The sequence below is a fragment of the Enterobacter cloacae complex sp. P16RS2 genome, from assembly GCF_014982155.1.
GTDB classification, from domain to species: Bacteria; Pseudomonadota; Gammaproteobacteria; order Enterobacterales; family Enterobacteriaceae; genus Enterobacter; species Enterobacter cloacae_M.
Window position 1 is genome coordinate 297,567 of sequence record NZ_JADCKW010000019.1, and the last position, 20,363, is coordinate 317,929.

Consider the following 20,363-nt stretch of genomic DNA (forward strand, 5'->3'; position numbering starts at 1 on the left):
GTATTTTGACTACTGACACTCATACTCTGCATATTGAAGAGATTTTAGAACTTCTGCCGCACCGCTACCCGTTTCTGCTGGTAGACCGTGTGCTGGATTTTGAAGAAGGTCGTTTTCTGCGCGCAGTGAAAAATGTTTCCGTGAACGAGCCGTTCTTCCAGGGGCACTTCCCTGGTAAGCCTATCTTCCCGGGTGTGTTGATTCTGGAAGCGATGGCTCAGGCTACCGGTATTCTGGCGTTTAAAAGCGTCGGCAAACTGGAGCCAGGTGAGCTGTATTACTTCGCGGGTATTGATGAAGCGCGCTTTAAGCGCCCTGTCGTGCCTGGTGATCAGATGATCATGGAAGTCACTTTTGAAAAAACGCGTCGTGGCCTGACTCGCTTCAAAGGCGTAGCGCTGGTTGACGGCAAAGTTGTTTGCGAAGCGACGATGATGTGTGCTCGTAGCCGGGAGTCCTGATACGTGATTGATAAATCCGCCTTTATTCATCCTACCGCTATTGTGGAAACCGGTGCCATCATTGGCGCTAACGTCCACATTGGCCCGTTTTGTATTGTTGGACCCCATGTCGAAATTGGTGAGGGTACAGTACTGAAATCTCACGTTGTCGTGAATGGTCACACGACCATTGGCTGCAATAACGAGATCTATCAGTTCGCTTCCATCGGCGAAGTTAACCAGGATCTGAAATATGCTGGTGAGTCGACCCGTCTGGAAATTGGCGATCGTAACCGTATTCGCGAAAGCGTCACTATTCATCGTGGAACAGTACAGGGTGGTGGGTTGACGAAGGTGGGCAGCGATAACCTGTTTATGGTTAATGCGCATATCGCGCACGACTGTACCGTGGGTGACCGCTGTATTCTTGCCAACAACGCAACGCTGGCAGGACACGTATCGGTTGATGACTTCGCAATTATTGGCGGCATGACCGCAGTCCATCAGTTCTGCATCATTGGTGCGCACGTGATGGTAGGCGGATGCTCCGGTGTGGCGCAGGACGTTCCACCGTATGTGATTGCGCAGGGCAACCATGCCACGCCGTTTGGCGTGAACATCGAAGGCCTCAAGCGTCGTGGTTTTAGTCGCGAAGCGATTACTGCCATCCGCAACGCGTACAAACTGCTGTACCGTAGCGGTAAAACGCTGGAAGAGGCGAAGCCGGAAATTGCCGAGCTGGCGAATAAGCACCCGGAAGTGAACGCGTTCATGGAATTCTTTGACCGTTCAACAAGGGGTCTGATTCGTTAATGGTCGACAGTCGTCCGCTTACGATAGCCCTGGTCGCCGGAGAAACCTCCGGCGATATTCTTGGTGCCGGTCTCATCCGCGCGCTTAAGGCGCGTGTACCCAATGCTCGCTTTGTCGGCGTTCCTGGCCCGCTGATGCAGGCCGAAGGCTGTGAAGCCTGGTATGAAATGGAAGAGCTCGCCGTGATGGGCATCGTTGAGGTGCTGGGACGGCTACGCCGTTTGCTGCACATCCGCGCCGATCTCACCCGTCGTTTTACCGAACTCAAACCCGATGTGTTTGTCGGTATCGATGCGCCTGATTTCAACATTACCCTCGAAGGGAATCTGAAAAAGCAGGGTATCAAAACGATTCACTACGTCAGTCCGTCCGTCTGGGCGTGGCGACAGAAACGCGTTTTCAAAATCGGACGGTCCACCAATCTGGTGCTGGCTTTCCTGCCTTTCGAAAAAGCGTTTTACGACAGATTTAATGTTCCGTGCCGTTTTATCGGCCATACCATGGCGGATGCGATGCCATTGGATCCGGATAAAAACGCGGCGCGCGACGCGCTGGGCATCCCGCATGATGTGCACTGTCTGGCACTGCTGCCAGGCAGCCGTGGTGCAGAAGTTGAGATGCTGAGCGCCGATTTCCTCAAAACAGCGCAAATTATTCGCCAGACCTATCCGGATCTTGAAGTGGTTGTTCCGCTGGTAAATGCCAAGCGCCGCGAGCAGTTTGAGCGCATCAAAGCGGAAGTCGCCCCGGATCTTCACGTCCGTCTTCTGGACGGGAAAGGGCGGGAAGCGATGTATGCGAGCGATGCCGCGCTGCTGGCCTCCGGTACGGCGGCGCTGGAATGTATGCTGGCGAAATGCCCTATGGTGGTCGGCTATCGCATGAAGCCGTTCACCTTCTGGCTGGCAAAACGTCTGGTGAAAACGGATTATGTCTCCCTGCCAAACCTGCTTGCCGGGCGCGAGCTGGTGAAAGAGCTGTTGCAGGACGAGTGCCAGCCGCAGGCGCTTGCCGATGCGCTGCTGCCGCTGCTCGCCAACGGCAAGACCAGCCACCAGATGCACGATACCTTCCGCGAACTGCATCAACTGATCCGCTGTAATGCTGATGAGCAAGCGGCTGATGCGGTGCTGGAGCTAGCAAAATGATGGAATTTGTTTATCCTCACACTCGCCTTGTGGCGGGCGTGGACGAAGTGGGTCGCGGCCCGTTGGTCGGGGCAGTGGTGACCGCCGCGGTGATCCTCGATCCGGATCGCCCGATTATCGGGCTGAACGACTCTAAAAAATTGTCAGAAAAGCGCCGTCTGGCGCTGTTTAGTGAGATCCAGAAGAAGGCGCTGGCCTGGAGCCTGGGGCGCGCTGAACCGCATGAAATAGACGAACTGAATATTTTGCATGCCACGATGCTGGCGATGCAGCGTGCGGTAGCAGGTCTGAAAATTTCCCCGGAATATGTCCTGATTGACGGCAACCGCTGTCCGGCATTGCCCATGCCATCAATGGCGGTCGTTAAAGGCGATAGCCGGGTCGCAGAAATTAGCGCAGCTTCTATTATTGCCAAAGTGACGCGCGACGCCGAAATGGCCGCGCTGGACCTCACTTATCCTCAGTATGGTTTCGCCCAGCATAAGGGGTATCCCACACCTTTCCATCTGGAAAGGCTGGCTGAACATGGCGCAACCGAACATCACCGGCGCAGTTTTGGCCCGGTGAAGCGCGCGCTGGGACGGGTGTCCTGAATCAATACGCAAGCAATTAAGTAACGCGGAATCTGAAGATGGCTGAACCACGTTTCGTACACCTGCGGGTGCATAGCGACTACTCCATGATCGATGGGCTGGCGAAGACCGGGCCGCTGGTAAAAAAGGCGGCCTCCCTTGGCATGCCCGCGCTGGCGATCACCGATTTTACCAACCTGTGTGGCCTGGTGAAGTTCTACGGAACGGCGCACGGCGCGGGGATAAAGCCCATCGTCGGGGCGGATTTTCATGTGCAGAGCGATCTTATCGGCGATGAAATGACGCAAATCTCCGTGCTGGCGATGAACAACACGGGCTATCAAAACCTCACTCTGCTTATCTCAAAAGCCTATCAGCGCGGATATGGCGCGCTGGGGCCGTGGATCGACCGTGACTGGCTGGCTGAACTGAACGAAGGGCTGCTGCTGATCTCGGGTGGCCGTATGGGTGACGTCGGCAAATGTCTGCTGCGAGGCAATAGCGCGCTGGTGGATCAATGCGTCTCGTTCTATGAAGAATATTTCCCGAATCGTTATTACCTGGAGTTGATCCGTACCGGCCGTCAGGATGAAGAGAGCTATCTTCATGCCGCGGTGGCGCTCGCAGAGGAGCGCGGGTTGCCCGTAGTGGCCACCAACGACGTGCGGTTCCTTGAGGCGGGCGATTTTGACGCTCACGAAATTCGCGTGGCGATCCACGATGGCTTCACCCTCGACGATCCGAAGCGGCCGCGCAATTACTCCGCACAACAGTACATGCGCAGCGAGGAGGAGATGTGTGAGCTCTTCTCCGATATCCCCGAAGCGCTGGAAAACAGCGTAGAGATTGCTAAGCGCTGCAACGTCACCGTCCGCCTTGGCGAATACTTCCTGCCGCAGTTCCCGACGGGTGACATGACCACGGAAGATTTCCTGGTCGCGAAATCAAAAGAAGGTCTGGAAGAGCGTCTGGAATTCCTGTTCCCGGATGAAGAAGAGCGTAAAAAGCGTCGTCCGGAGTATGACGAACGCCTGGACATTGAACTCCAGGTGATCAACCAGATGGGCTTCCCGGGCTACTTCCTGATCGTTATGGAGTTCATCCAGTGGTCGAAGGATAACGGCGTGCCGGTTGGACCGGGCCGTGGCTCCGGTGCGGGCTCGCTGGTGGCGTACGCGCTGAAAATTACCGACCTCGATCCGCTGGAATTCGACCTGCTGTTCGAACGTTTCCTTAACCCGGAACGTGTCTCGATGCCCGACTTCGACGTCGACTTCTGCATGGAGAAACGCGATCAGGTCATTGAGCACGTGGCCGATATGTACGGCCGTGATGCGGTTTCGCAGATTATTACGTTCGGTACGATGGCGGCGAAGGCGGTTATCCGCGACGTGGGACGCGTGCTGGGCCACCCGTACGGGTTTGTCGATCGTATTTCTAAGCTGGTGCCGCCCGATCCGGGCATGACGCTGGCAAAAGCGTTTGAAGCCGAACCTCAGCTGCCGGAAATCTACGAAGCTGACGAAGAGGTCAAAGCGCTGATAGACATGGCGCGCAAGCTGGAAGGCGTCACGCGTAACGCCGGCAAGCATGCGGGGGGCGTGGTTATCGCGCCGACCAAAATTACCGACTTCGCGCCGCTCTACTGCGATGAAGCGGGCCAACACCCGGTAACCCAGTTTGACAAGAACGACGTAGAATACGCCGGGCTGGTGAAGTTCGACTTCCTGGGTCTGCGTACGTTGACCATCATCAACTGGGCGCTGGAGATGATTAACGCCCGCCGCGAGAAGAACGGCGAACCGCCGCTGGATATCGCGGCCATCCCGCTGGATGACAAGAAAAGTTTCGATATGCTGCAGCGCTCGGAGACCACCGCCGTCTTCCAGCTTGAATCCCGCGGCATGAAAGACCTGATTAAACGTCTGCAGCCCGACTGCTTCGAAGATATGATCGCTCTGGTCGCCCTGTTCCGTCCGGGCCCACTGCAGTCAGGGATGGTAGATAACTTTATCGACCGTAAGCACGGTCGCGAAGAGATTTCTTACCCGGACGTTCAGTGGCAGCATGAAAGCCTCAAGCCGGTACTGGAACCAACCTACGGCATTATCCTGTATCAGGAACAGGTCATGCAGATTGCTCAGGTGCTTTCCGGCTATACGCTCGGCGGCGCGGACATGCTGCGTCGTGCTATGGGTAAGAAAAAGCCGGAAGAGATGGCCAAGCAGCGTTCCATCTTTGAAGACGGGGCGAAGAAAAACGGCGTTGACGGCGAGCTGGCGATGAAAATCTTCGACCTGGTGGAGAAATTCGCCGGGTACGGATTTAACAAATCCCACTCCGCCGCCTATGCTTTGGTGTCATATCAAACGCTGTGGCTGAAAGCGCACTATCCTGCTGAATTTATGGCGGCGGTAATGACGGCCGATATGGACAACACCGAGAAGGTGGTTGGCCTGGTGGACGAGTGCTGGCGCATGGGCCTTAAGATCCTGCCGCCGGATATTAACTCAGGGCTTTACCACTTCCACGTCAACGACGACGGAGAGATCGTTTACGGGATCGGCGCGATCAAAGGCGTGGGCGAAGGTCCGATCGAGGCGATCATCGAAGCGCGTAACAACGGCGGGTATTTCCGCGAACTGTTCGATCTTTGCGCTCGTACCGACACCAAAAAACTGAACCGTCGCGTGCTGGAAAAACTGATCATGTCCGGCGCGTTTGACAGGCTGGGGCCGCATCGCGCCGCGCTGATGAATTCCCTCGGCGACGCGCTGAAAGCGGCGGATCAGCATGCAAAAGCGGAAGCCATTGGTCAGGCGGATATGTTCGGGGTGCTGGCGGAAGAGCCAGAGCAGATCGAGCAATCTTATTCCAACTGCCAGCCGTGGCCAGAACAGGTGGTACTGGATGGGGAGCGTGAGACGTTAGGCTTGTACCTGACTGGGCACCCGATCAACCAGTACATCAAAGAAATTGAGCGCTATGTCGGCGGCCACAGGCTTAAAGACATGCATCCGACAGAACGTGGTAAAATTACCACGGCTGCGGGGCTCGTGATTGCCGCAAGGGTTATGGTCACCAAGCGTGGCAATCGTATCGGCATCTGTACGCTGGATGACCGTTCCGGGCGTCTGGAGGTGATGTTGTTCACCGACGCGCTGGATAAATACCAGCAATTGCTGGAAAAAGACCGCATACTTATCGTCAGCGGACAGGTCAGCTTTGATGACTTCAGTGGGGGGCTTAAAATGACCGCCCGCGAAGTGATGGACATTGACGAAGCCCGGGAAAAATATGCTCGCGGGCTTGCTATCTCGCTGACGGACAGGCAAATTGATGACCAGCTTTTAAACCGACTCCGTCAGTCTCTGGAACCCCACCGCTCGGGGACAATTCCAGTACATCTCTACTATCAGAGGGCGGATGCACGCGCGCGGTTGCGCTTTGGTGCAACGTGGCGTGTCTCTCCGAGCGATCGTTTACTGAACGATCTCCGTGGCCTCATTGGTTCGGAGCAGGTGGAACTGGAGTTTGACTAATACAGGAATACTATGAGTCTGAATTTCCTTGATTTCGAACAGCCGATTGCTGAGCTGGAAGCGAAAATCGATTCTCTGACAGCGGTAAGCCGTCAGGATGAAAAACTGGATATTAACATCGACGAAGAAGTGCATCGTCTGCGCGAGAAAAGCGTAGAGCTGACGCGCAAAATCTTTGCCGATCTCGGCGCATGGCAGGTGGCCCAGCTGGCTCGCCATCCACAGCGTCCGTACACCCTGGATTATGTCCGCCTGGCGTTTGACGAATTTGACGAACTGGCAGGCGATCGCGCATACGCTGACGATAAAGCTATCGTTGGCGGTATCGCGCGTCTGGACGGACGCCCGGTGATGATCATTGGTCATCAGAAAGGTCGTGAAACCAAAGAGAAAATCCGTCGTAACTTCGGTATGCCAGCACCAGAAGGCTACCGTAAAGCCCTGCGCCTGATGGAGATGGCTGAGCGTTTCAACATGCCAATCATCACCTTCATCGACACCCCGGGTGCATACCCTGGCGTGGGCGCGGAAGAGCGCGGTCAGTCTGAAGCTATCGCGCGCAACCTGCGCGAGATGTCTCGCCTGAAGGTGCCGGTCATCTGTACCGTTATCGGTGAGGGTGGTTCCGGCGGTGCGCTGGCAATTGGCGTGGGCGATAAAGTGAATATGCTGCAGTACAGCACCTATTCCGTTATCTCTCCGGAAGGCTGCGCGTCCATTCTGTGGAAAAGCGCCGACAAAGCGCCGCTGGCTGCAGAAGCCATGGGCATCATTGCGCCGCGCCTGAAAGAGCTTAAGCTGATCGACTCCATCATCCCGGAACCGCTGGGTGGTGCGCATCGTAAGCCGGAAGTGATGGCGGCTTCTCTGAAAGCGCAGCTGCTGGCTGACCTGGCAGATCTGGACGTGCTGAGCAAAGAAGATCTGCTCAACCGCCGTTACCAGCGTCTGATGACCTACGGTTACGCGTAAGCCTCACAATTATCTGAAAAGCCGCACAATGTTGCGGCTTTTTTTATAGCTGCCGTTTACCTTAACTATGCTTAGCTAATGTTTTTCAAGGAGGTAAACCGTGAACATCATTGCCATTATGGGGCCGCACGGCGTCTTCTATAAAGACGAGCCCATCAAGGAGCTTGAGCAAGCCCTGCAGTCGCGCGGGTATCAGCTAATCTGGCCGCACAACAGCGCCGACCTGCTGAAGTTCATCGAGCATAACCCGCGTATTTGCGGCGTGATCTTCGACTGGGACGAATACGATCTCGAACTGTGCAGCGATATCAACAGGCTGAACGAATATCTCCCGCTGTACGCGTTTATTAATACCCACTCAACCATGGACGTCAGCGCCAACGATATGCGTATGGCGCTGTGGTTCTTTGAATATTCCCTCGGCGTGGCGGAAGATATTGCGACCCGAATTCAGCAATATACGAATGAATATCTCGATAACATCACTCCGCCGTTTACCCGCGCGCTCTTCACCTACGTGAAGGAGGGCAAATATACCTTTTGTACGCCAGGTCATATGGCGGGAACGGCCTATCAAAAAAGCCCGGTGGGCTGCCTGTTCTATGATTTCTTCGGTGGCAACACGCTGAAAGCGGACGTGTCGATTTCAGTCACCGAACTAGGCTCTCTGCTGGATCACACCGGCCCGCATCTGGAAGCCGAAGAGTATATCGCCCGCACCTTTGGCGCCGAACAGAGCTATATGGTGACCAACGGCACGTCGACCTCGAACAAAATCGTCGGGATGTACGCTGCGCCTGCTGGCAGCACCTTGCTGATTGACCGTAACTGCCATAAATCGCTGGCACATCTGCTGATGATGAGCGACGTCGTACCGCTCTGGCTGTCGCCCACGCGTAACGCGCTCGGTATTCTTGGCGGTATTCCGCGCCGGGAGTTCACCCATGACGCCATTGAACGTAAGGTTGCGGCAATTCCTGGCGCAAGCTGGCCTGTCCATGCGGTGATCACCAACTCCACCTACGACGGTCTGCTGTACAACACTAACTGGATCAAAAAGACGCTGGACGTGCCGTCGATCCACTTCGATTCCGCGTGGGTGCCGTACACTAATTTCCACCCGATTTACGCCGGCAAAAGCGGCATGAGCGGTGAACGCGTGCCGGGTAAAGTGTTCTTCGAAACGCAGTCGACGCACAAAATGCTAGCGGCGTTTTCCCAGGCTTCGCTTATTCACATCAAAGGCGAGTATGACGAAGAGACCTTTAACGAAGCCTTTATGATGCACACCACCACCTCACCGAGCTATCCGCTGGTGGCCTCCATCGAAACGGCCGCGGCGATGCTGCGCGGCAATCCGGGCAAACGACTCATCAACCGTTCGGTAGAACGCGCGCTGCATTTCCGCAAAGAGGTTCAGCGACTGAAAGATGAAGCCGACGGCTGGTTCTTTGATATCTGGCAGCCGGAAGAGATTGATGAAGCAGAATGCTGGCCCGTCTCGCCCGGAGAAGACTGGCATGGCTTCCGGGATGCCGATAGCGACCATATGTTCCTCGACCCGGTAAAAGTGACGATCCTGACGCCGGGCATGGATGAGCAGGGCAAGATGAGCGATGAAGGTATTCCGGCCGCGCTGGTCGCGAAATTCCTTGATGAACGTGGCGTGGTGGTGGAGAAAACCGGTCCCTATAACCTGCTTTTCCTGTTCAGTATTGGTATTGATAAAACCCGGGCGATGGGGCTGTTGCGCGGCCTGATGGAGTTTAAGCGCGCCTACGATCTCAACCTGCGGGTGAAGAACATGCTGCCGGATCTCTACGCGGAGGATCCTGACTTCTATCGAAATATGCGCATTCAGGATCTGGCTCAGGGGATCCACAGGCTGATCCGTCAGCACGATCTGCCGCGTCTGATGCTTCAGGCGTTCGATGTCTTACCGGAGATGAAGTTTACCCCGCACAAAGCATGGCAGCGCCAGGTGAAAGGGGAGGTCGAAACCGTCGAGCTGGAAAACCTGGTCGGGCGCGTATCGGCTAACATGATCCTGCCTTACCCGCCGGGCGTTCCGCTCCTGATGCCGGGAGAGATGATTACCGAAGAGAGTCGGGCCGTGCTCGATTTCCTGCTGATGCTCTGTTCGGTTGGGCGGCACTATCCCGGTTTTGAGACGGATATCCACGGTGCGAAGCGCGACGAGAACGGCGTTTACTGGGTGCGAGTCCTAAAATAAGGGTGACCGCTTGCCAGGTGCGGGTTTTCGGTTGTAACGTTCAGGCATCATAAAAAGGAGAAGCTATGCTGGGTTTAAAAGCTGTTCATCATATTGCGATCATTGTGACCGACTACGCGAAAAGTAAGGCCTTCTACTGCGACATCCTCGGCTTTACGCTCATGAGCGAGGCCTACCGCGAGGAGCGTGACTCCTGGAAGGGCGACCTGGCGTTAAACGGGCAATATGTGATTGAGCTGTTCTCTTTTCCTTTTCCGCCTGCGCGTCCGTCCCGCCCGGAAGCCTGTGGCCTGCGTCATCTTGCCTTCAGCGTCGATGACCTGGATAGCGCGGTAAAACATCTGGAAGCGCACGGCGTGACGTGCGAAGCGATACGCGTCGATCCGTTCACCGACAAGCGTTTTACCTTTTTCAACGACCCGGACGGCCTGCCCCTGGAGCTTTATCAGCAGTAATGGTTGTCCTGTGTGATAATGCCCGCTCAGTTCGGGCATTTTTTATGTGTAATCTCCTATGATCTTACCCGCTATCGCACAAGCCGTTTCACCGTACCGCCAGCTGCTGGTGGGGTTTAGCGGTGGCCTCGATTCTACCGTGTTGCTGCATCGCCTTAAGATTTGGCGCGATCGGGAACCTGACGTCCAGCTTCGGGCGATGCATATTCACCACGGATTAAGTCCTCACGCAGAGGCGTGGGTGGCGCACTGCGAAGCCTTATGTGCGGCCTGGGCGATCCCGCTCATCGTGGAGCGAGTGACGCTTGCGGAGGAAGGGCTGGGCATCGAGGCTCAGGCGCGGAAAGTCCGCTATGCCGCGTTTGCCGGGGCATTACTTGCTGGAGAAGCGCTGGTCACGGCTCAGCATCTTGATGACCAGTGTGAAACTTTTCTGCTGGCGCTTAAGCGGGGCAGCGGGCCGGCGGGACTTTCTGCCATGCCGGCGCGTTCTGAATTTGCCGGCACAACATTACTGCGTCCGCTGCTTGGCGAGACGCGAGCCTCGCTGGAAGCCTGGGCGCGAGAACATCAGCTGAACTGGATCGAAGATGAGAGTAACCAGGATGACGGCTATGACCGTAACTTCCTGCGCCTGCGCGTCCTCCCGCTTTTGGGCGAGCGCTGGCCGCATTTCGCCGACGCGACGGCAAGAAGCGCCATGCTGTGCGCCGAACAAGAGTCGTTGCTGGATGAACTGTTGAGCGACGAACTGGCTGGGCTGATTTCTGCCGACGGGGCGTTGGCAATCGCACCGATGAAAGCGATGAGTCCGGTACGTCGCGCCGCGCTGCTACGACGCTGGCTGGCCTTTCATCGCGCCGCGATGCCGTCGAGGACAATGCTGAGCCGTATCTGGGAAGAAGTCGCTCTGGCGCGGGATGATGCCTCCCCGTGTGTCCACCTGAACGGTTTTGAGGTTAGACGCTATAAGGGGGAGCTCTGGTGGATAAAATCCATGCCCTCGCTGACCGATGTGGTGCTCGACTGGCTTTCTCCTGACGCACCGCTGATATTGCCCTGTGAGGCAGGACGCGTTTCTCTCCTGTCGTCTGGTCATGTGCGGCTGCCGAAGCCCGGTGAACCGGTCACCGTGCGCTTTAAGGCTGGTGGCATGCTCCATATCGTCGGGCGCAACGGGGGACGGAAGCTGAAGAAAATATGGCAGGAGTGTAACGTGCCGCCGTGGCTGCGTGACACCACGCCGCTACTGTTCTACGGTGAAACGCTTATCGCTGCGGCAGGGGTTTTCATCACGGAAGCGGGGTGGTCAGAAGAGGGTGTCCGTTTTGAGTGGCAAAAAGCGTAACGGGCAGCCAGGCTGCCCGTTAGTGTCATCAGGATTCGCTCACCACGACGGTGCCGATTTGCGGGTGGCTGAAGCTGGCTATTTTGTCCAGACGCAGCTCACGCGTCGCACCGGCATCTTCCACTATCAGGTATTCCACATTCTTACGTGAAACCAGATCGCTGGCCTTCGCCTTCAACACTTCGCCATCTTTTAGCTCCAGCGTCAGTAATAAATGATGCTGGCAGGCGAGTTCGAGGTTGTCATAGTCATCACAATTGATGGGTTGATAAGTATCATTCATCGACATAATCGCTCACCAGTAAATTCGCCGCAGCATACGCTGCTTTTTCCCTGACCGACTCTGAAAGGCTCTCATCAGAGGCCACTTCATTAAGCACTTTCAATACACAGCCCAACGCGTCCGGGACATACCCCAGATCTCCGCTGGCGATTTCCGCATACCGTTTGCGAATTAACTCACAATAATTATTCACATCCCCTCCCGCCAGCGCACTGACTTACTGTGAGATATCATTAAGCCTACGAAGATAAACTCGGTTTAGCAAGGTGACTATACCATACTCATTTAAGCAATATCAGGGCCTTGATAGCGGTGTATTTAACACCCTGTAACAGCCTTTTGCCGCGGTTTTCGCTACAATGTGCGCCTGATTCGAATGGAGTTCTCTCATGGCGCTGAAAGCGACAATTTATAAAGCAGTGGTCAATGTGGCCGATCTGGATCGCAACCAGTTCCTCGACGCGTCGCTTACGCTGGCACGCCACCCCTCCGAAACCCAGGAGCGCATGATGCTGCGCCTGCTGGCGTGGATTAAGTACGCTGACGAGCGTCTGCAGTTTACCCGTGGGTTAAGCGCAGAAGACGAGCCTGAAGCCTGGCTGCGCAACGATCATCTGGGTATCGATTTGTGGATAGAACTCGGCCTGCCGGACGAGCGCAGAATTAAAAAGGCCTGCACCCAGTCCGCTGAAGTGGCCTTATTCACGTATAATCAGCGCGCTGCGGAGATTTGGTGGCAGCAAAACAAGAGCAAGTGCGGACAGTTTAAAAATCTCACGGTCTGGTATCTGGATGATGAGCAGCTGGCGCAGCTGAGCGACTTTGCCAGCCGGACCATGGTGTTGCAGGCGACGATTCAGGATGGCGCCATCTGGCTCTCTGATTCTCAGAATAATCTGGAAATTCATTTGACGGCGTGGCAACCCGCGTCATGATCGTCTTGTCCCGAAACGTCAGCATCCCTGACAACGAGCTGGAGATCACCGCCATCCGTTCGCAGGGGGCTGGCGGGCAGCACGTCAACAAGGCGTCGACGGCTATCCATTTGCGTTTTGACATTCGGGCCTCAAGCCTGCCAGAGTATTATAAAGAAAGCCTGCTTGCCGCCAGCCATCACCTGATCACCAGCGATGGCGTGATTGTGATCAAAGCCCAGGAGTACCGCAGCCAGGAGCTCAACCGGGAAGCGGCGCTAGCCAGGCTGGTGGCGGTCATCAAAGAGTTAACGACAGTACAAAAAAGCCGCCGGGCAACGCGGCCAACCCGAGCATCGAAAGAGCGTCGGTTGTCCTCGAAGGCCCAAAAATCCACAGTGAAAGCACTACGCGGTAAAGTTCGTCGCCCGACAGAGTGACGAAAGGGAACACACTTTTCATAAGGAATTCATTGTGAAAAAAGTATTATGGTCAGCACTGGCAGCGAGTACGCTGTTTGCGCTTTTTGGGTGTAATAACCGCTCCGAAACGCAGGTTTTACAACCCACGCAAACGGAAGAATTAAAACCGATGCAGCAGAGCTGGCGCGGCGTATTGCCTTGCGCGGACTGCGAAGGCATTGAAACGTCTCTGTTCCTGCAAAAAGACGGCACCTGGGTGATGAACCAGCGCTATCAGGGCGCAAAAGAGCCTTCTTCTTTTGCAACTTATGGAACATGGGCGCGTACGGCCGAGAAGCTGGTCCTGACGGACACCACCGGTGAGAAAACCTTTTTCCGCGCCAAAGGTGAGGGGATGGAGATGCTTGACCGCGAAGGCAACCCGATTGAATCCCAGTTCAACTACACGCTTGCGCCGGTAAAAGCGGCTCTGCCTGCCACGCCGATGGCAATGCGGGGAATGTACTTCTATATGGCGGATGCGGCGATCTTTACCGACTGCGCAACCGGCAGGAAGGTCAGCGTGGCAAACAATGCGCAGCTTGAACGTGATTACGCAGTGGCACGCGGTAATGACAGCAAGCCGGTATTGCTGACGGTTGACGGTCACTTTACGCTGGAGCCAAACCCGGATAGCGGGGAGATGGTGAAAACGCTGGTGGCAGATAAAGACGCGAAGTTTGTTGCGGGTAAAGACTGTAACAGTAAATAAGCTGACGCTGAGCCATTAAAAAACCCCGCCTGAGCGGGGTTTTTTGTTTAGCCTTTGATGGCTTTCACCAGGTAATCAAGAATGTCGCCGGTCTTGATCATCTGTTTTTCGCCGCTGCGACGGTATTTGTATTCAATCTCATCGCTGTCGAGGTTGCGGTCGCCGATGACGACGGTGTGCGGGATACCGATCAGTTCCATATCGGCGAACATTACGCCTGGACGCTCTTTACGGTCATCCATCAGCACTTCGATACCCTGAGCGCGCAGCTCGGCATACAGCTTCTCGGCCAGCTCCTGCACGCGGTAAGACTTGTGCATGTTCATTGGCAGAATGGCCACCTGGAACGGCGCAATATTGTCCGGCCAGACGATGCCGCGTTCGTCGTAGTTCTGCTCAATCGCCGCAGCCACCACGCGCGTCACCCCGATACCGTAGCAACCCATGGTCAGGATCTGGTTACGGCCATCTTCACCCTGAACAGCGGCGTTCAGCGCCCGAGAGTATTTATCGCCCAGCTGGAAGATGTGACCCACTTCGATGCCGCGCTTAATCATCAGGGTACCCTGACCGTCCGGGCTTGGATCGCCTGCAACCACGTTACGGATGTCAGCCACTTCCGGCGTCGCCACGTCGCGATCCCAGTTGATGCCGAAGTAGTGTTTACCGTCGATGTTCGCACCTGCAGAGAAGTCGCTCATTGCAGCAACCGTGCGGTCAATAACAACCGGCACCGGCAGATTGACTGGACCCAGTGAACCTGGACCCGCATTCACCACGGCGCGGATTTCCGCTTCCGTTGCGAAGGTCAGCGGACTGGCTACCTGCGGCAGCTTCTCGGCTTTCACTTCGTTCAGCTCATGATCGCCACGCACCAGCAGGGCAACCAGCGGATAAGCGCTACCTTCAGTGGATTTCACCAGCAGGGTTTTCACGGTTTTTTCGACAGGCAGATTGAACTGTTCAACCAGCTCGGCAATGGTTTTCGCATTTGGCGTATCAACCAGCGTCATCTCTTGCGTTGCCGCGCCGCGCGGTTCTTTTGGCGCCAGCGCTTCTGCAAATTCGATATTCGCCGCGTAGTCTGAAGAGTCAGAGAAGATCACATCGTCTTCACCGCTCTGCGCCAGTACCTGGAACTCATGGGATGCGCTACCGCCGATGGAGCCGGTATCAGCCTGCACAGCGCGGAAATCCAGACCCATGCGGGAGAAGATCTTGCTGTATGCCGCGTACATTGCGTCGTAAGTCTCTTGCAGTGATTCCTGAGAGGTATGGAAAGAGTAAGCATCTTTCATCAGGAATTCGCGAGAGCGCATGACGCCGAAACGTGGGCGAACTTCGTCACGGAACTTGGTCTGGATCTGGAAGAAGTTCAGCGGCAGCTGTTTGTAAGAGCTCAGCTCGTTACGAATCAGGTCGGTAATGACTTCTTCATGCGTTGGGCCGAGAACGAAAGGACGCTCGCCGCGATCGACAAAGCGCAGCAGTTCAGGACCATATTGCTCCCAACGGCCGCTCTCCTGCCACAGGTCAGCGGGCTGAACCACAGGCATGGACACCTCGATAGCACCGGCGTTGTTCATCTCTTCACGCACGATGTTTTCGACTTTTTTCAGGACGCGCACGCCGGTCGGCAGCCAGGTGTATAACCCGGAGGCCAGCTTGCGGATCATCCCGGCGCGCAGCATCAGCTGATGGCTGATCACTTCGGCGTCGGCAGGCGTCTCCTTCAGAGTGGAGAGCAGATATTGGCTAGTACGCATGTTGTTACGGTTCCATTTCGACGATTGGAACAGGCTGAAACACCAGCCTGACACAAAAAAAGTGGTTTAGTTTACCAGTGTGGCAAAGATGCCAAAAGAGAGGAGAACAAAATTACCTGGGTTCAAGGGCAAACACTTCAAAACCTGCCCCGGTGACGCGCCAGCGAACGTTGAAATCAAGCAGCCAGACGGCGTACGTTTTTCCTTCTTCCTCTTCTTTACGGTAGGCCGGACGAGGGTCCTGTGCCAGAACTTCAGTGATGAAATCCCGTAAGCGAGGATAGCGTTTCTCCAGCTGACCGAGCTGCGCGGTTATCTCTGGCGTAAAATAAACAGGCATGTCCGCCTGCGGTGCGTCCTGAGCATAACTTGCACGCGCGTCCGGGAGCGCTTCGGCGAAGGGCAAATAGGGTTTGATGTCGATTACCGGCGTGCCGTCTACCAGGTCCAGACTACCTAACTCCAGTATCACCCGATCTTTCTGGCAGCGTATGCCTTTCAGTTCAACCAGCGACATTCCAACCGGGTTTGGGCGAAAGGTCGAGCGAGTCGCAAACACGCCCATTCTCGCATTTCCGCCAAGACGAGGAGGCCGCACGGTAGGCCGCCAGCCGCCTTCCATCGTCTGGTGAAACACGAACACCACCCATAAATGGCTGAAAGCCTCGAGCCCGCGTACAGCATCGGCCTGATTGTAAGGCGCAATCAGGTGAAGCTCACCGCTTCCGCTGGTGACCAGACCGGGCTGGCGGGGGACGGCGAACTTCTCTTTATAAGGAGAGTGGATAACGCCTATCTGCTCGAACTGAAATGCACTCATTTAGCCGTGATGTTCAGCGCAGAACCGATGCAAACCGCCTGACGATAGCAGCCCGGCGTGCCGCTGGTGACTTCGCAGCTGTGCAACAGAACCGCGTTGGCTTTCATTTTTGCGGCATTAATCTGCATACGTTTACGCGCTGTCGGAATATTCGGTGGTGAGTCCTGATTGGTCGCCTGACAGGATTCGCCGCTTACTTCGCCCAGTTCACGGAACGGTTTACCGACGAGTTCGTCTGCTTTCGTGATAATGCGAACCGGTGCAGGGCGAACCACTTTCGGTTTCGTAGGCTCTGTTTTTGGCGGGGTTGCCGTGCTTTGAACAGGTTCAACGGGAGATCTGCTTAGCATAGAACAGCCGCTCAGCATGAGTGCTAAAAGACAGATCGGTAAAGCACGCATAATAGTTCCTCAATGGATGATCAAAACGTCAGATATTGAATCAGTTGACTGCACAAATGACAAGACGGGCATAAGCCCGTCCTGATGATATTACACTGAGGTGAGATTACCAGCCTTTAACAGCGCCGCCGTTAAACACTTTGTTGGCTTCCTGGTAAACTTCATCAGACTGATAAGCCTGAACGAATTTCTTCACGTTTTCCGCGTCCTTGTTGTCTTCGCGAGTCACGATCAGGTTAACGTACGGTGAGTCTTTATCTTCTACGAAGATACCGTCTTTGGCTGGCGTCAGGCCAATCTGGCTGGCGTAAGTGGTGTTGATAACGGCCAGGGCAATCTGCGCATCGTCCAGAGAACGCGGCAGCTGCGGTGCTTCCAGTTCAACAATTTTCAGATTTTTCGGGTTCTCGGTAACATCCAGAACGGTTGGCAGCAGGCCAACACCGTCTTTCAGTTTGATCAGGCCCACTTTCTGCAGCAGCAGCAGGGAACGGCCAAGGTTGGTTGGGTCGTTAGGCACGGCAACCTGAGAGCCCGGCTGCAGCTCGTCCAGCGATTTAATTTTCTTAGAGTAACCGGCAATTGGATAAACAAAGGTGTTACCGACGCCCACCAGTTTATAGCCACGATCTTTGATCTGCTGATCAAGGTATGGCTTATGCTGGAAGGCGTTAGCGTCGATATCGCCTTTGCTCAGCGCTTCGTTCGGCAGAACGTAATCGTTGAAGGTCACCAGCTCAACGTCCAGGCCATACTTCTCTTTCGCCACTTTCTGAGCAACTTCAGCAACCTGTTGTTCTGCACCCACGATAACGCCCACTTTAATGTGGTTTGGATCTTTTTCGTCCTGACCGCAACCCACCAGTGCCAGAGAGCCGATCAGCGCGCCTACTGCTGCAAAGGTCTTTAATTTAAACGCCATGTTTTATCCTTAACTCGTAGAGTTTGTGTTGTGTGTAACGTTATTTGTGAGTAACGGTCCGGACGATGCGATCGCCAGAGAACTGGATTAAATAAACCAGAACAACCAGCAATACCAGAACGGTATTCATCACGGTAGCGTTATATCCAATATAGCCGTACTGGTAACCAATCTGGCCTAAACCGCCGGCGCCAACTGCGCCACCCATTGCGGAATAACCGACCAGCGTGATGAGCGTGATGGTTGCCGCGTTCACCAGGCCCGGCAGTGCTTCCGGGAGCAGAACTTTGCGGACGATCTGCATCGGTGTTGCGCCCATCGCGCGTGAGGCTTCGATCAAACCGGTTGGAATTTCCAGAAGGGCGTTTTCCACCATACGAGCGATAAACGGCGCAGCCCCCACGGTCAGCGGAACAATGGCCGCCTGCAGTCCGATAGACGTTCCGACGATCACGCGGGTAAACGGAATCATCCACACCAGCAGAATAATGAAGGGAATAGAACGGAAGATGTTCACCAGCGCAGAGAGCGTACGGTACAGTTTCGCGTTCTCAATGATTTGACCTGGACGCGTCACGTACAGCAATACGCCAACCGGCAGGCCAATCACAAAACCAAAGAAGCCAGAGACAAAGGTCATTGCCAGCGTTTCCCAAACGCCGCGAACCAGCAGCCACATCATCGGCTCAGACATAACCCAGTACCTCTACTTTTACGTGGTGTTCTTGCAGCCAGGCAATCGCGGCCTGGGTTTCTTCTTGTGTGCCGTGCATTTCTGTCAGCATGATGCCGAACTTCACGCCACCTGCGTAATCCATCTGCGCGCTGATGATGTTGTTGTTCACGTTAAAGCGACGCGCGGTTTCGGAAAGCAGGGGAGCGTCAACGGACTGACCGGTGAACTCCATACGCAGCATCGGGACGCTGTCTGCTGCGGGTTCGGTTTTCAAACGCTCCAGATAATCTTCCGGAATATCCAGATGCAGCGTGGACTGGATGAACTGCTGTGCCAGCGGCGTCTTCGGATGCGAGAACACTTCACTTACCGTGTCCTGCTCGATCAGTTCACCGTTGCTGATGACCGCCACGCAGTCGCAGATGCGTTTCACCACGTCCATCTCATGCGTAATAAGGAGGATCGTCAGGCCCAGGCGACGGTTAATGTCTTTCAGCAGTTCCAGAATTGAACGCGTGGTTGCCGGATCCAGTGCGCTGGTGGCTTCATCACACAGAAGTACCTTAGGGTTGCTTGCCAGCGCGCGGGCAATGGCCACACGCTGTTTTTGCCCACCGGACAGATTTGCCGGGTAGCTATCATGCTTGTCGCCCAGACCCACGAGGTCGAGCAGCTCGGTAACGCGACGCTTCACTTCTTCTTTCGGCGTGTTATCCAGCTCAAGCGGCAGGGCAACGTTGCCGAACACGGTGCGGGAAGCCAGCAGGTTAAAGTGCTGGAAGATCATGCCAATCTGACGACGCGCTTTGGTGAGTTCTTTCTCTGAGAGGGCGGTAAGTTCCTGGCCGCCAACTTCTACGCTGCCCTGGGTTGGGCGCTCAAGCAGGTTAACACAACGAATCAGCGTGCTTTTACCTGCACCCGATGCGCCAATGACGCCATAAATTTGACCAGCAGGAACATGCAGGCTGACGTTGTTCAGCGCCTGAATGGTTCGGTTCCCCTGCTGGAACACTTTGGTGATATTGGAAAGTTTAATCATTAGATTATTTTTATCGTATGTAAGTTAGCCGTGGCATTTTCTTCTGCCAGATACGGGTGATGACCGTAAACAAAACGGATGTTAAGGCATCCAGACGTCTAAATCAATCCAACTCTGTACGATGAGCACTTTATTGCGCTGCGATTCATGAGATACTAGTCGAACATGCCTTTTTCAGGAGCAAACCGGTGGCAAAATCAGTACCCGCAATTTTTCTCGATCGTGACGGCACTATTAATGTGGATCACGGTTATGTCCATGAGATTGATGAGTTCGAGTTTATCGAGGGCGTAATAGATGCCATGCGCCAGCTGAAAGAGATGGGTTATGCGCTGGTGGTTGTGACGAACCAGTCCGGTATTGCACGCGGTAAATTCACCGAAGCGCAGTTCGAGACGCTGACGGAATGGATGGACTGGTCGTTGGCCGACCGAGGTGTGGATCTCGACGGCATCTACTATTGTCCGCACCACCCGCAGGGAACGGTAGAAGCGTATCGCCAGACCTGTGACTGCCGTAAGCCGCATCCGGGGATGTTCATCTCTGCACAGGAGTTCCTGCACATTGATATGTCTGCTTCTTATATGGTGGGCGATAAACTGGAAGATATGCAGGCAGCAGCGGCAGCAGGTGTAGGAACCAAAATATTAGTTCGCACCGGTAAGCCAGTGACGCCAGAAGCAGAAAATGCAGCGGATTTGGTGATTAATAGCCTGGCCGACCTGCCAAAAGAGATTAAAAAGCACCAAAAATAGCCTTTTTGGTGAAAAGGTGAGCGGTTGAAATAAAAATGCATTTTTCCGCTTGTCATTCCTCGGCGGCCCCCTATAATGCGCCTCCATC

At 55.0% G+C, this 20,363-nt stretch carries 21 protein-coding genes; 13 read left to right on the forward strand and 8 right to left on the reverse strand.

Annotated features, from left to right (window positions below; genetic code table 11):
- The first annotated feature begins 5 nt into the window (after window positions 1-5).
- From fabZ to tilS, 9 genes are all read left to right on the forward strand, one after another.
- On the forward strand, window positions 6-461 hold the full coding sequence (gene fabZ / locus INF68_RS14490) for a 3-hydroxyacyl-ACP dehydratase FabZ (RefSeq protein WP_010426706.1): 456 nt from the start codon (window positions 6-8) through the stop codon (window positions 459-461).
- A 3-nt stretch (window positions 462-464) separates the two neighbouring features.
- Window positions 465-1,253, forward strand: a complete 789-nt coding sequence (gene lpxA / locus INF68_RS14495) for an acyl-ACP--UDP-N-acetylglucosamine O-acyltransferase (protein WP_023310462.1) — start codon at window positions 465-467, stop codon at window positions 1,251-1,253.
- Window positions 1,253-2,401 (forward strand): lipid-A-disaccharide synthase, encoded by a 1,149-nt coding sequence (lpxB, locus tag INF68_RS14500; RefSeq protein ID WP_126786355.1) that lies wholly within the window; start codon window positions 1,253-1,255, stop codon window positions 2,399-2,401. Before lpxA ends, lpxB begins: the two co-directional genes overlap by 1 nt.
- Window positions 2,398-2,994, forward strand: a complete 597-nt coding sequence (gene rnhB, locus INF68_RS14505) for a ribonuclease HII (RefSeq protein WP_126786356.1) — start codon at window positions 2,398-2,400, stop codon at window positions 2,992-2,994. Before lpxB ends, rnhB begins: the two co-directional genes overlap by 4 nt.
- Window positions 2,995-3,032: 38 nt before the next feature.
- Window positions 3,033-6,515 (forward strand): DNA polymerase III subunit alpha, encoded by a 3,483-nt coding sequence (gene dnaE, locus INF68_RS14510; RefSeq protein WP_126786357.1) that lies wholly within the window; start codon window positions 3,033-3,035, stop codon window positions 6,513-6,515.
- Window positions 6,516-6,527: 12 nt separating this feature from the next.
- A complete protein-coding gene (accA, locus tag INF68_RS14515) occupies window positions 6,528-7,487 on the forward strand; it encodes an acetyl-CoA carboxylase carboxyl transferase subunit alpha (protein ID WP_008501895.1) in 960 nt (319 codons plus the stop codon).
- 100 nt (window positions 7,488-7,587) lie between these two features.
- Window positions 7,588-9,720 carry a lysine decarboxylase LdcC gene (locus INF68_RS14520; RefSeq protein ID WP_126786358.1) on the forward strand — a complete coding sequence of 711 codons (2,133 nt, stop codon included), beginning with the start codon at window positions 7,588-7,590 and terminating at the stop codon, window positions 9,718-9,720.
- Between the two features lie 65 nt (window positions 9,721-9,785).
- On the forward strand, window positions 9,786-10,175 hold the full coding sequence (locus INF68_RS14525; RefSeq protein ID WP_109845532.1) for a VOC family protein: 390 nt from the start codon (window positions 9,786-9,788) through the stop codon (window positions 10,173-10,175).
- Between the two features lie 58 nt (window positions 10,176-10,233).
- On the forward strand, window positions 10,234-11,523 hold the full coding sequence (gene tilS, locus INF68_RS14530; protein ID WP_126786359.1) for a tRNA lysidine(34) synthetase TilS: 1,290 nt from the start codon (window positions 10,234-10,236) through the stop codon (window positions 11,521-11,523).
- Between the two features lie 28 nt (window positions 11,524-11,551).
- Here the strand turns inward: tilS and rof are convergent, their stop codons facing one another.
- Both rof and INF68_RS14540 read right to left on the reverse strand, forming a co-directional pair.
- A complete protein-coding gene (gene rof / locus INF68_RS14535; protein ID WP_008501890.1) occupies window positions 11,552-11,812 on the reverse strand; it encodes a Rho-binding antiterminator in 261 nt (86 codons plus the stop codon).
- Window positions 11,799-11,999 carry a YaeP family protein gene (locus tag INF68_RS14540; RefSeq protein WP_008501889.1) on the reverse strand — a complete coding sequence of 67 codons (201 nt, stop codon included), beginning with the start codon at window positions 11,997-11,999 and terminating at the stop codon, window positions 11,799-11,801. Before INF68_RS14540 ends, rof begins: the two co-directional genes overlap by 14 nt.
- Before the next feature lie 196 nt (window positions 12,000-12,195).
- On the opposite strand from INF68_RS14540, the gene INF68_RS14545 reads away from it, so the two are divergent.
- From INF68_RS14545 to nlpE, 3 genes are read left to right on the forward strand one after another with little or no spacing between them, the layout of a single operon-like run.
- Window positions 12,196-12,741, forward strand: a complete 546-nt coding sequence (locus INF68_RS14545; protein ID WP_109845530.1) for a YaeQ family protein — start codon at window positions 12,196-12,198, stop codon at window positions 12,739-12,741.
- Window positions 12,738-13,160 (forward strand): alternative ribosome rescue aminoacyl-tRNA hydrolase ArfB, encoded by a 423-nt coding sequence (gene arfB / locus INF68_RS14550; protein ID WP_126786363.1) that lies wholly within the window; start codon window positions 12,738-12,740, stop codon window positions 13,158-13,160. Before INF68_RS14545 ends, arfB begins: the two co-directional genes overlap by 4 nt.
- A 34-nt stretch (window positions 13,161-13,194) precedes the next feature.
- Window positions 13,195-13,893 (forward strand): envelope stress response activation lipoprotein NlpE, encoded by a 699-nt coding sequence (gene nlpE, locus INF68_RS14555; protein WP_032660574.1) that lies wholly within the window; start codon window positions 13,195-13,197, stop codon window positions 13,891-13,893.
- A gap of 47 nt (window positions 13,894-13,940) precedes the next feature.
- Here nlpE and proS read toward each other — a convergent pair whose 3' ends face one another.
- From proS to metN, 6 genes are all read right to left on the reverse strand, one after another.
- Window positions 13,941-15,659, reverse strand: a complete 1,719-nt coding sequence (proS, locus tag INF68_RS14560; protein WP_033144681.1) for a proline--tRNA ligase — start codon at window positions 15,657-15,659, stop codon at window positions 13,941-13,943.
- A gap of 112 nt (window positions 15,660-15,771) precedes the next feature.
- Window positions 15,772-16,479: a tRNA (N6-threonylcarbamoyladenosine(37)-N6)-methyltransferase TrmO gene (gene tsaA / locus INF68_RS14565; protein ID WP_023310474.1), complete on the reverse strand. Its 708-nt coding sequence runs from the start codon at window positions 16,477-16,479 to the stop codon at window positions 15,772-15,774.
- Window positions 16,476-16,880 carry an Rcs stress response system protein RcsF gene (gene rcsF, locus INF68_RS14570; RefSeq protein ID WP_063440181.1) on the reverse strand — a complete coding sequence of 135 codons (405 nt, stop codon included), beginning with the start codon at window positions 16,878-16,880 and terminating at the stop codon, window positions 16,476-16,478. Before rcsF ends, tsaA begins: the two co-directional genes overlap by 4 nt.
- Before the next feature lie 106 nt (window positions 16,881-16,986).
- A complete protein-coding gene (metQ, locus tag INF68_RS14575) occupies window positions 16,987-17,802 on the reverse strand; it encodes a methionine ABC transporter substrate-binding lipoprotein MetQ (RefSeq protein WP_014168729.1) in 816 nt (271 codons plus the stop codon).
- Window positions 17,803-17,842: 40 nt separating this feature from the next.
- Complete coding sequence (locus INF68_RS14580; protein WP_014168730.1) at window positions 17,843-18,496, reverse strand: methionine ABC transporter permease MetI; 654 nt, start codon at window positions 18,494-18,496, stop codon at window positions 17,843-17,845.
- Window positions 18,489-19,520 carry a methionine ABC transporter ATP-binding protein MetN gene (gene metN / locus INF68_RS14585; protein ID WP_023310475.1) on the reverse strand — a complete coding sequence of 344 codons (1,032 nt, stop codon included), beginning with the start codon at window positions 19,518-19,520 and terminating at the stop codon, window positions 18,489-18,491. The genes INF68_RS14580 and metN overlap by 8 nt, the downstream gene beginning before the upstream one ends.
- Before the next feature lie 188 nt (window positions 19,521-19,708).
- Between metN and gmhB the strand changes: the two genes are divergently transcribed.
- Complete coding sequence (gene gmhB / locus INF68_RS14590) at window positions 19,709-20,275, forward strand: D-glycero-beta-D-manno-heptose 1,7-bisphosphate 7-phosphatase (protein ID WP_109845526.1); 567 nt, start codon at window positions 19,709-19,711, stop codon at window positions 20,273-20,275.
- Window positions 20,276-20,363 lie beyond the last annotated feature (88 nt).

Coding starts and splice junctions, on each gene's coding strand:
- lpxB (WP_126786355.1), top strand. CDS start 1,253: ATGGTCGACAGTCGTCCGCTTACGATAGCCCTGGTCGCCGGAGAAACC.
- rnhB (WP_126786356.1), top strand. CDS start 2,398: ATGATGGAATTTGTTTATCCTCACACTCGCCTTGTGGCGGGCGTGGAC.
- dnaE (WP_126786357.1), top strand. CDS start 3,033: ATGGCTGAACCACGTTTCGTACACCTGCGGGTGCATAGCGACTACTCC.
- accA (WP_008501895.1), top strand. CDS start 6,528: ATGAGTCTGAATTTCCTTGATTTCGAACAGCCGATTGCTGAGCTGGAA.
- INF68_RS14525 (WP_109845532.1), top strand. CDS start 9,786: ATGCTGGGTTTAAAAGCTGTTCATCATATTGCGATCATTGTGACCGAC.
- tilS (WP_126786359.1), top strand. CDS start 10,234: ATGATCTTACCCGCTATCGCACAAGCCGTTTCACCGTACCGCCAGCTG.
- rof (WP_008501890.1), bottom strand. CDS start 11,812: ATGTCGATGAATGATACTTATCAACCCATCAATTGTGATGACTATGAC.
- INF68_RS14545 (WP_109845530.1), top strand. CDS start 12,196: ATGGCGCTGAAAGCGACAATTTATAAAGCAGTGGTCAATGTGGCCGAT.
- arfB (WP_126786363.1), top strand. CDS start 12,738: ATGATCGTCTTGTCCCGAAACGTCAGCATCCCTGACAACGAGCTGGAG.
- proS (WP_033144681.1), bottom strand. CDS start 15,659: ATGCGTACTAGCCAATATCTGCTCTCCACTCTGAAGGAGACGCCTGCC.
- tsaA (WP_023310474.1), bottom strand. CDS start 16,479: ATGAGTGCATTTCAGTTCGAGCAGATAGGCGTTATCCACTCTCCTTAT.
- rcsF (WP_063440181.1), bottom strand. CDS start 16,880: ATGCGTGCTTTACCGATCTGTCTTTTAGCACTCATGCTGAGCGGCTGT.
- metQ (WP_014168729.1), bottom strand. CDS start 17,802: ATGGCGTTTAAATTAAAGACCTTTGCAGCAGTAGGCGCGCTGATCGGC.
- INF68_RS14580 (WP_014168730.1), bottom strand. CDS start 18,496: ATGTCTGAGCCGATGATGTGGCTGCTGGTTCGCGGCGTTTGGGAAACG.
- metN (WP_023310475.1), bottom strand. CDS start 19,520: ATGATTAAACTTTCCAATATCACCAAAGTGTTCCAGCAGGGGAACCGA.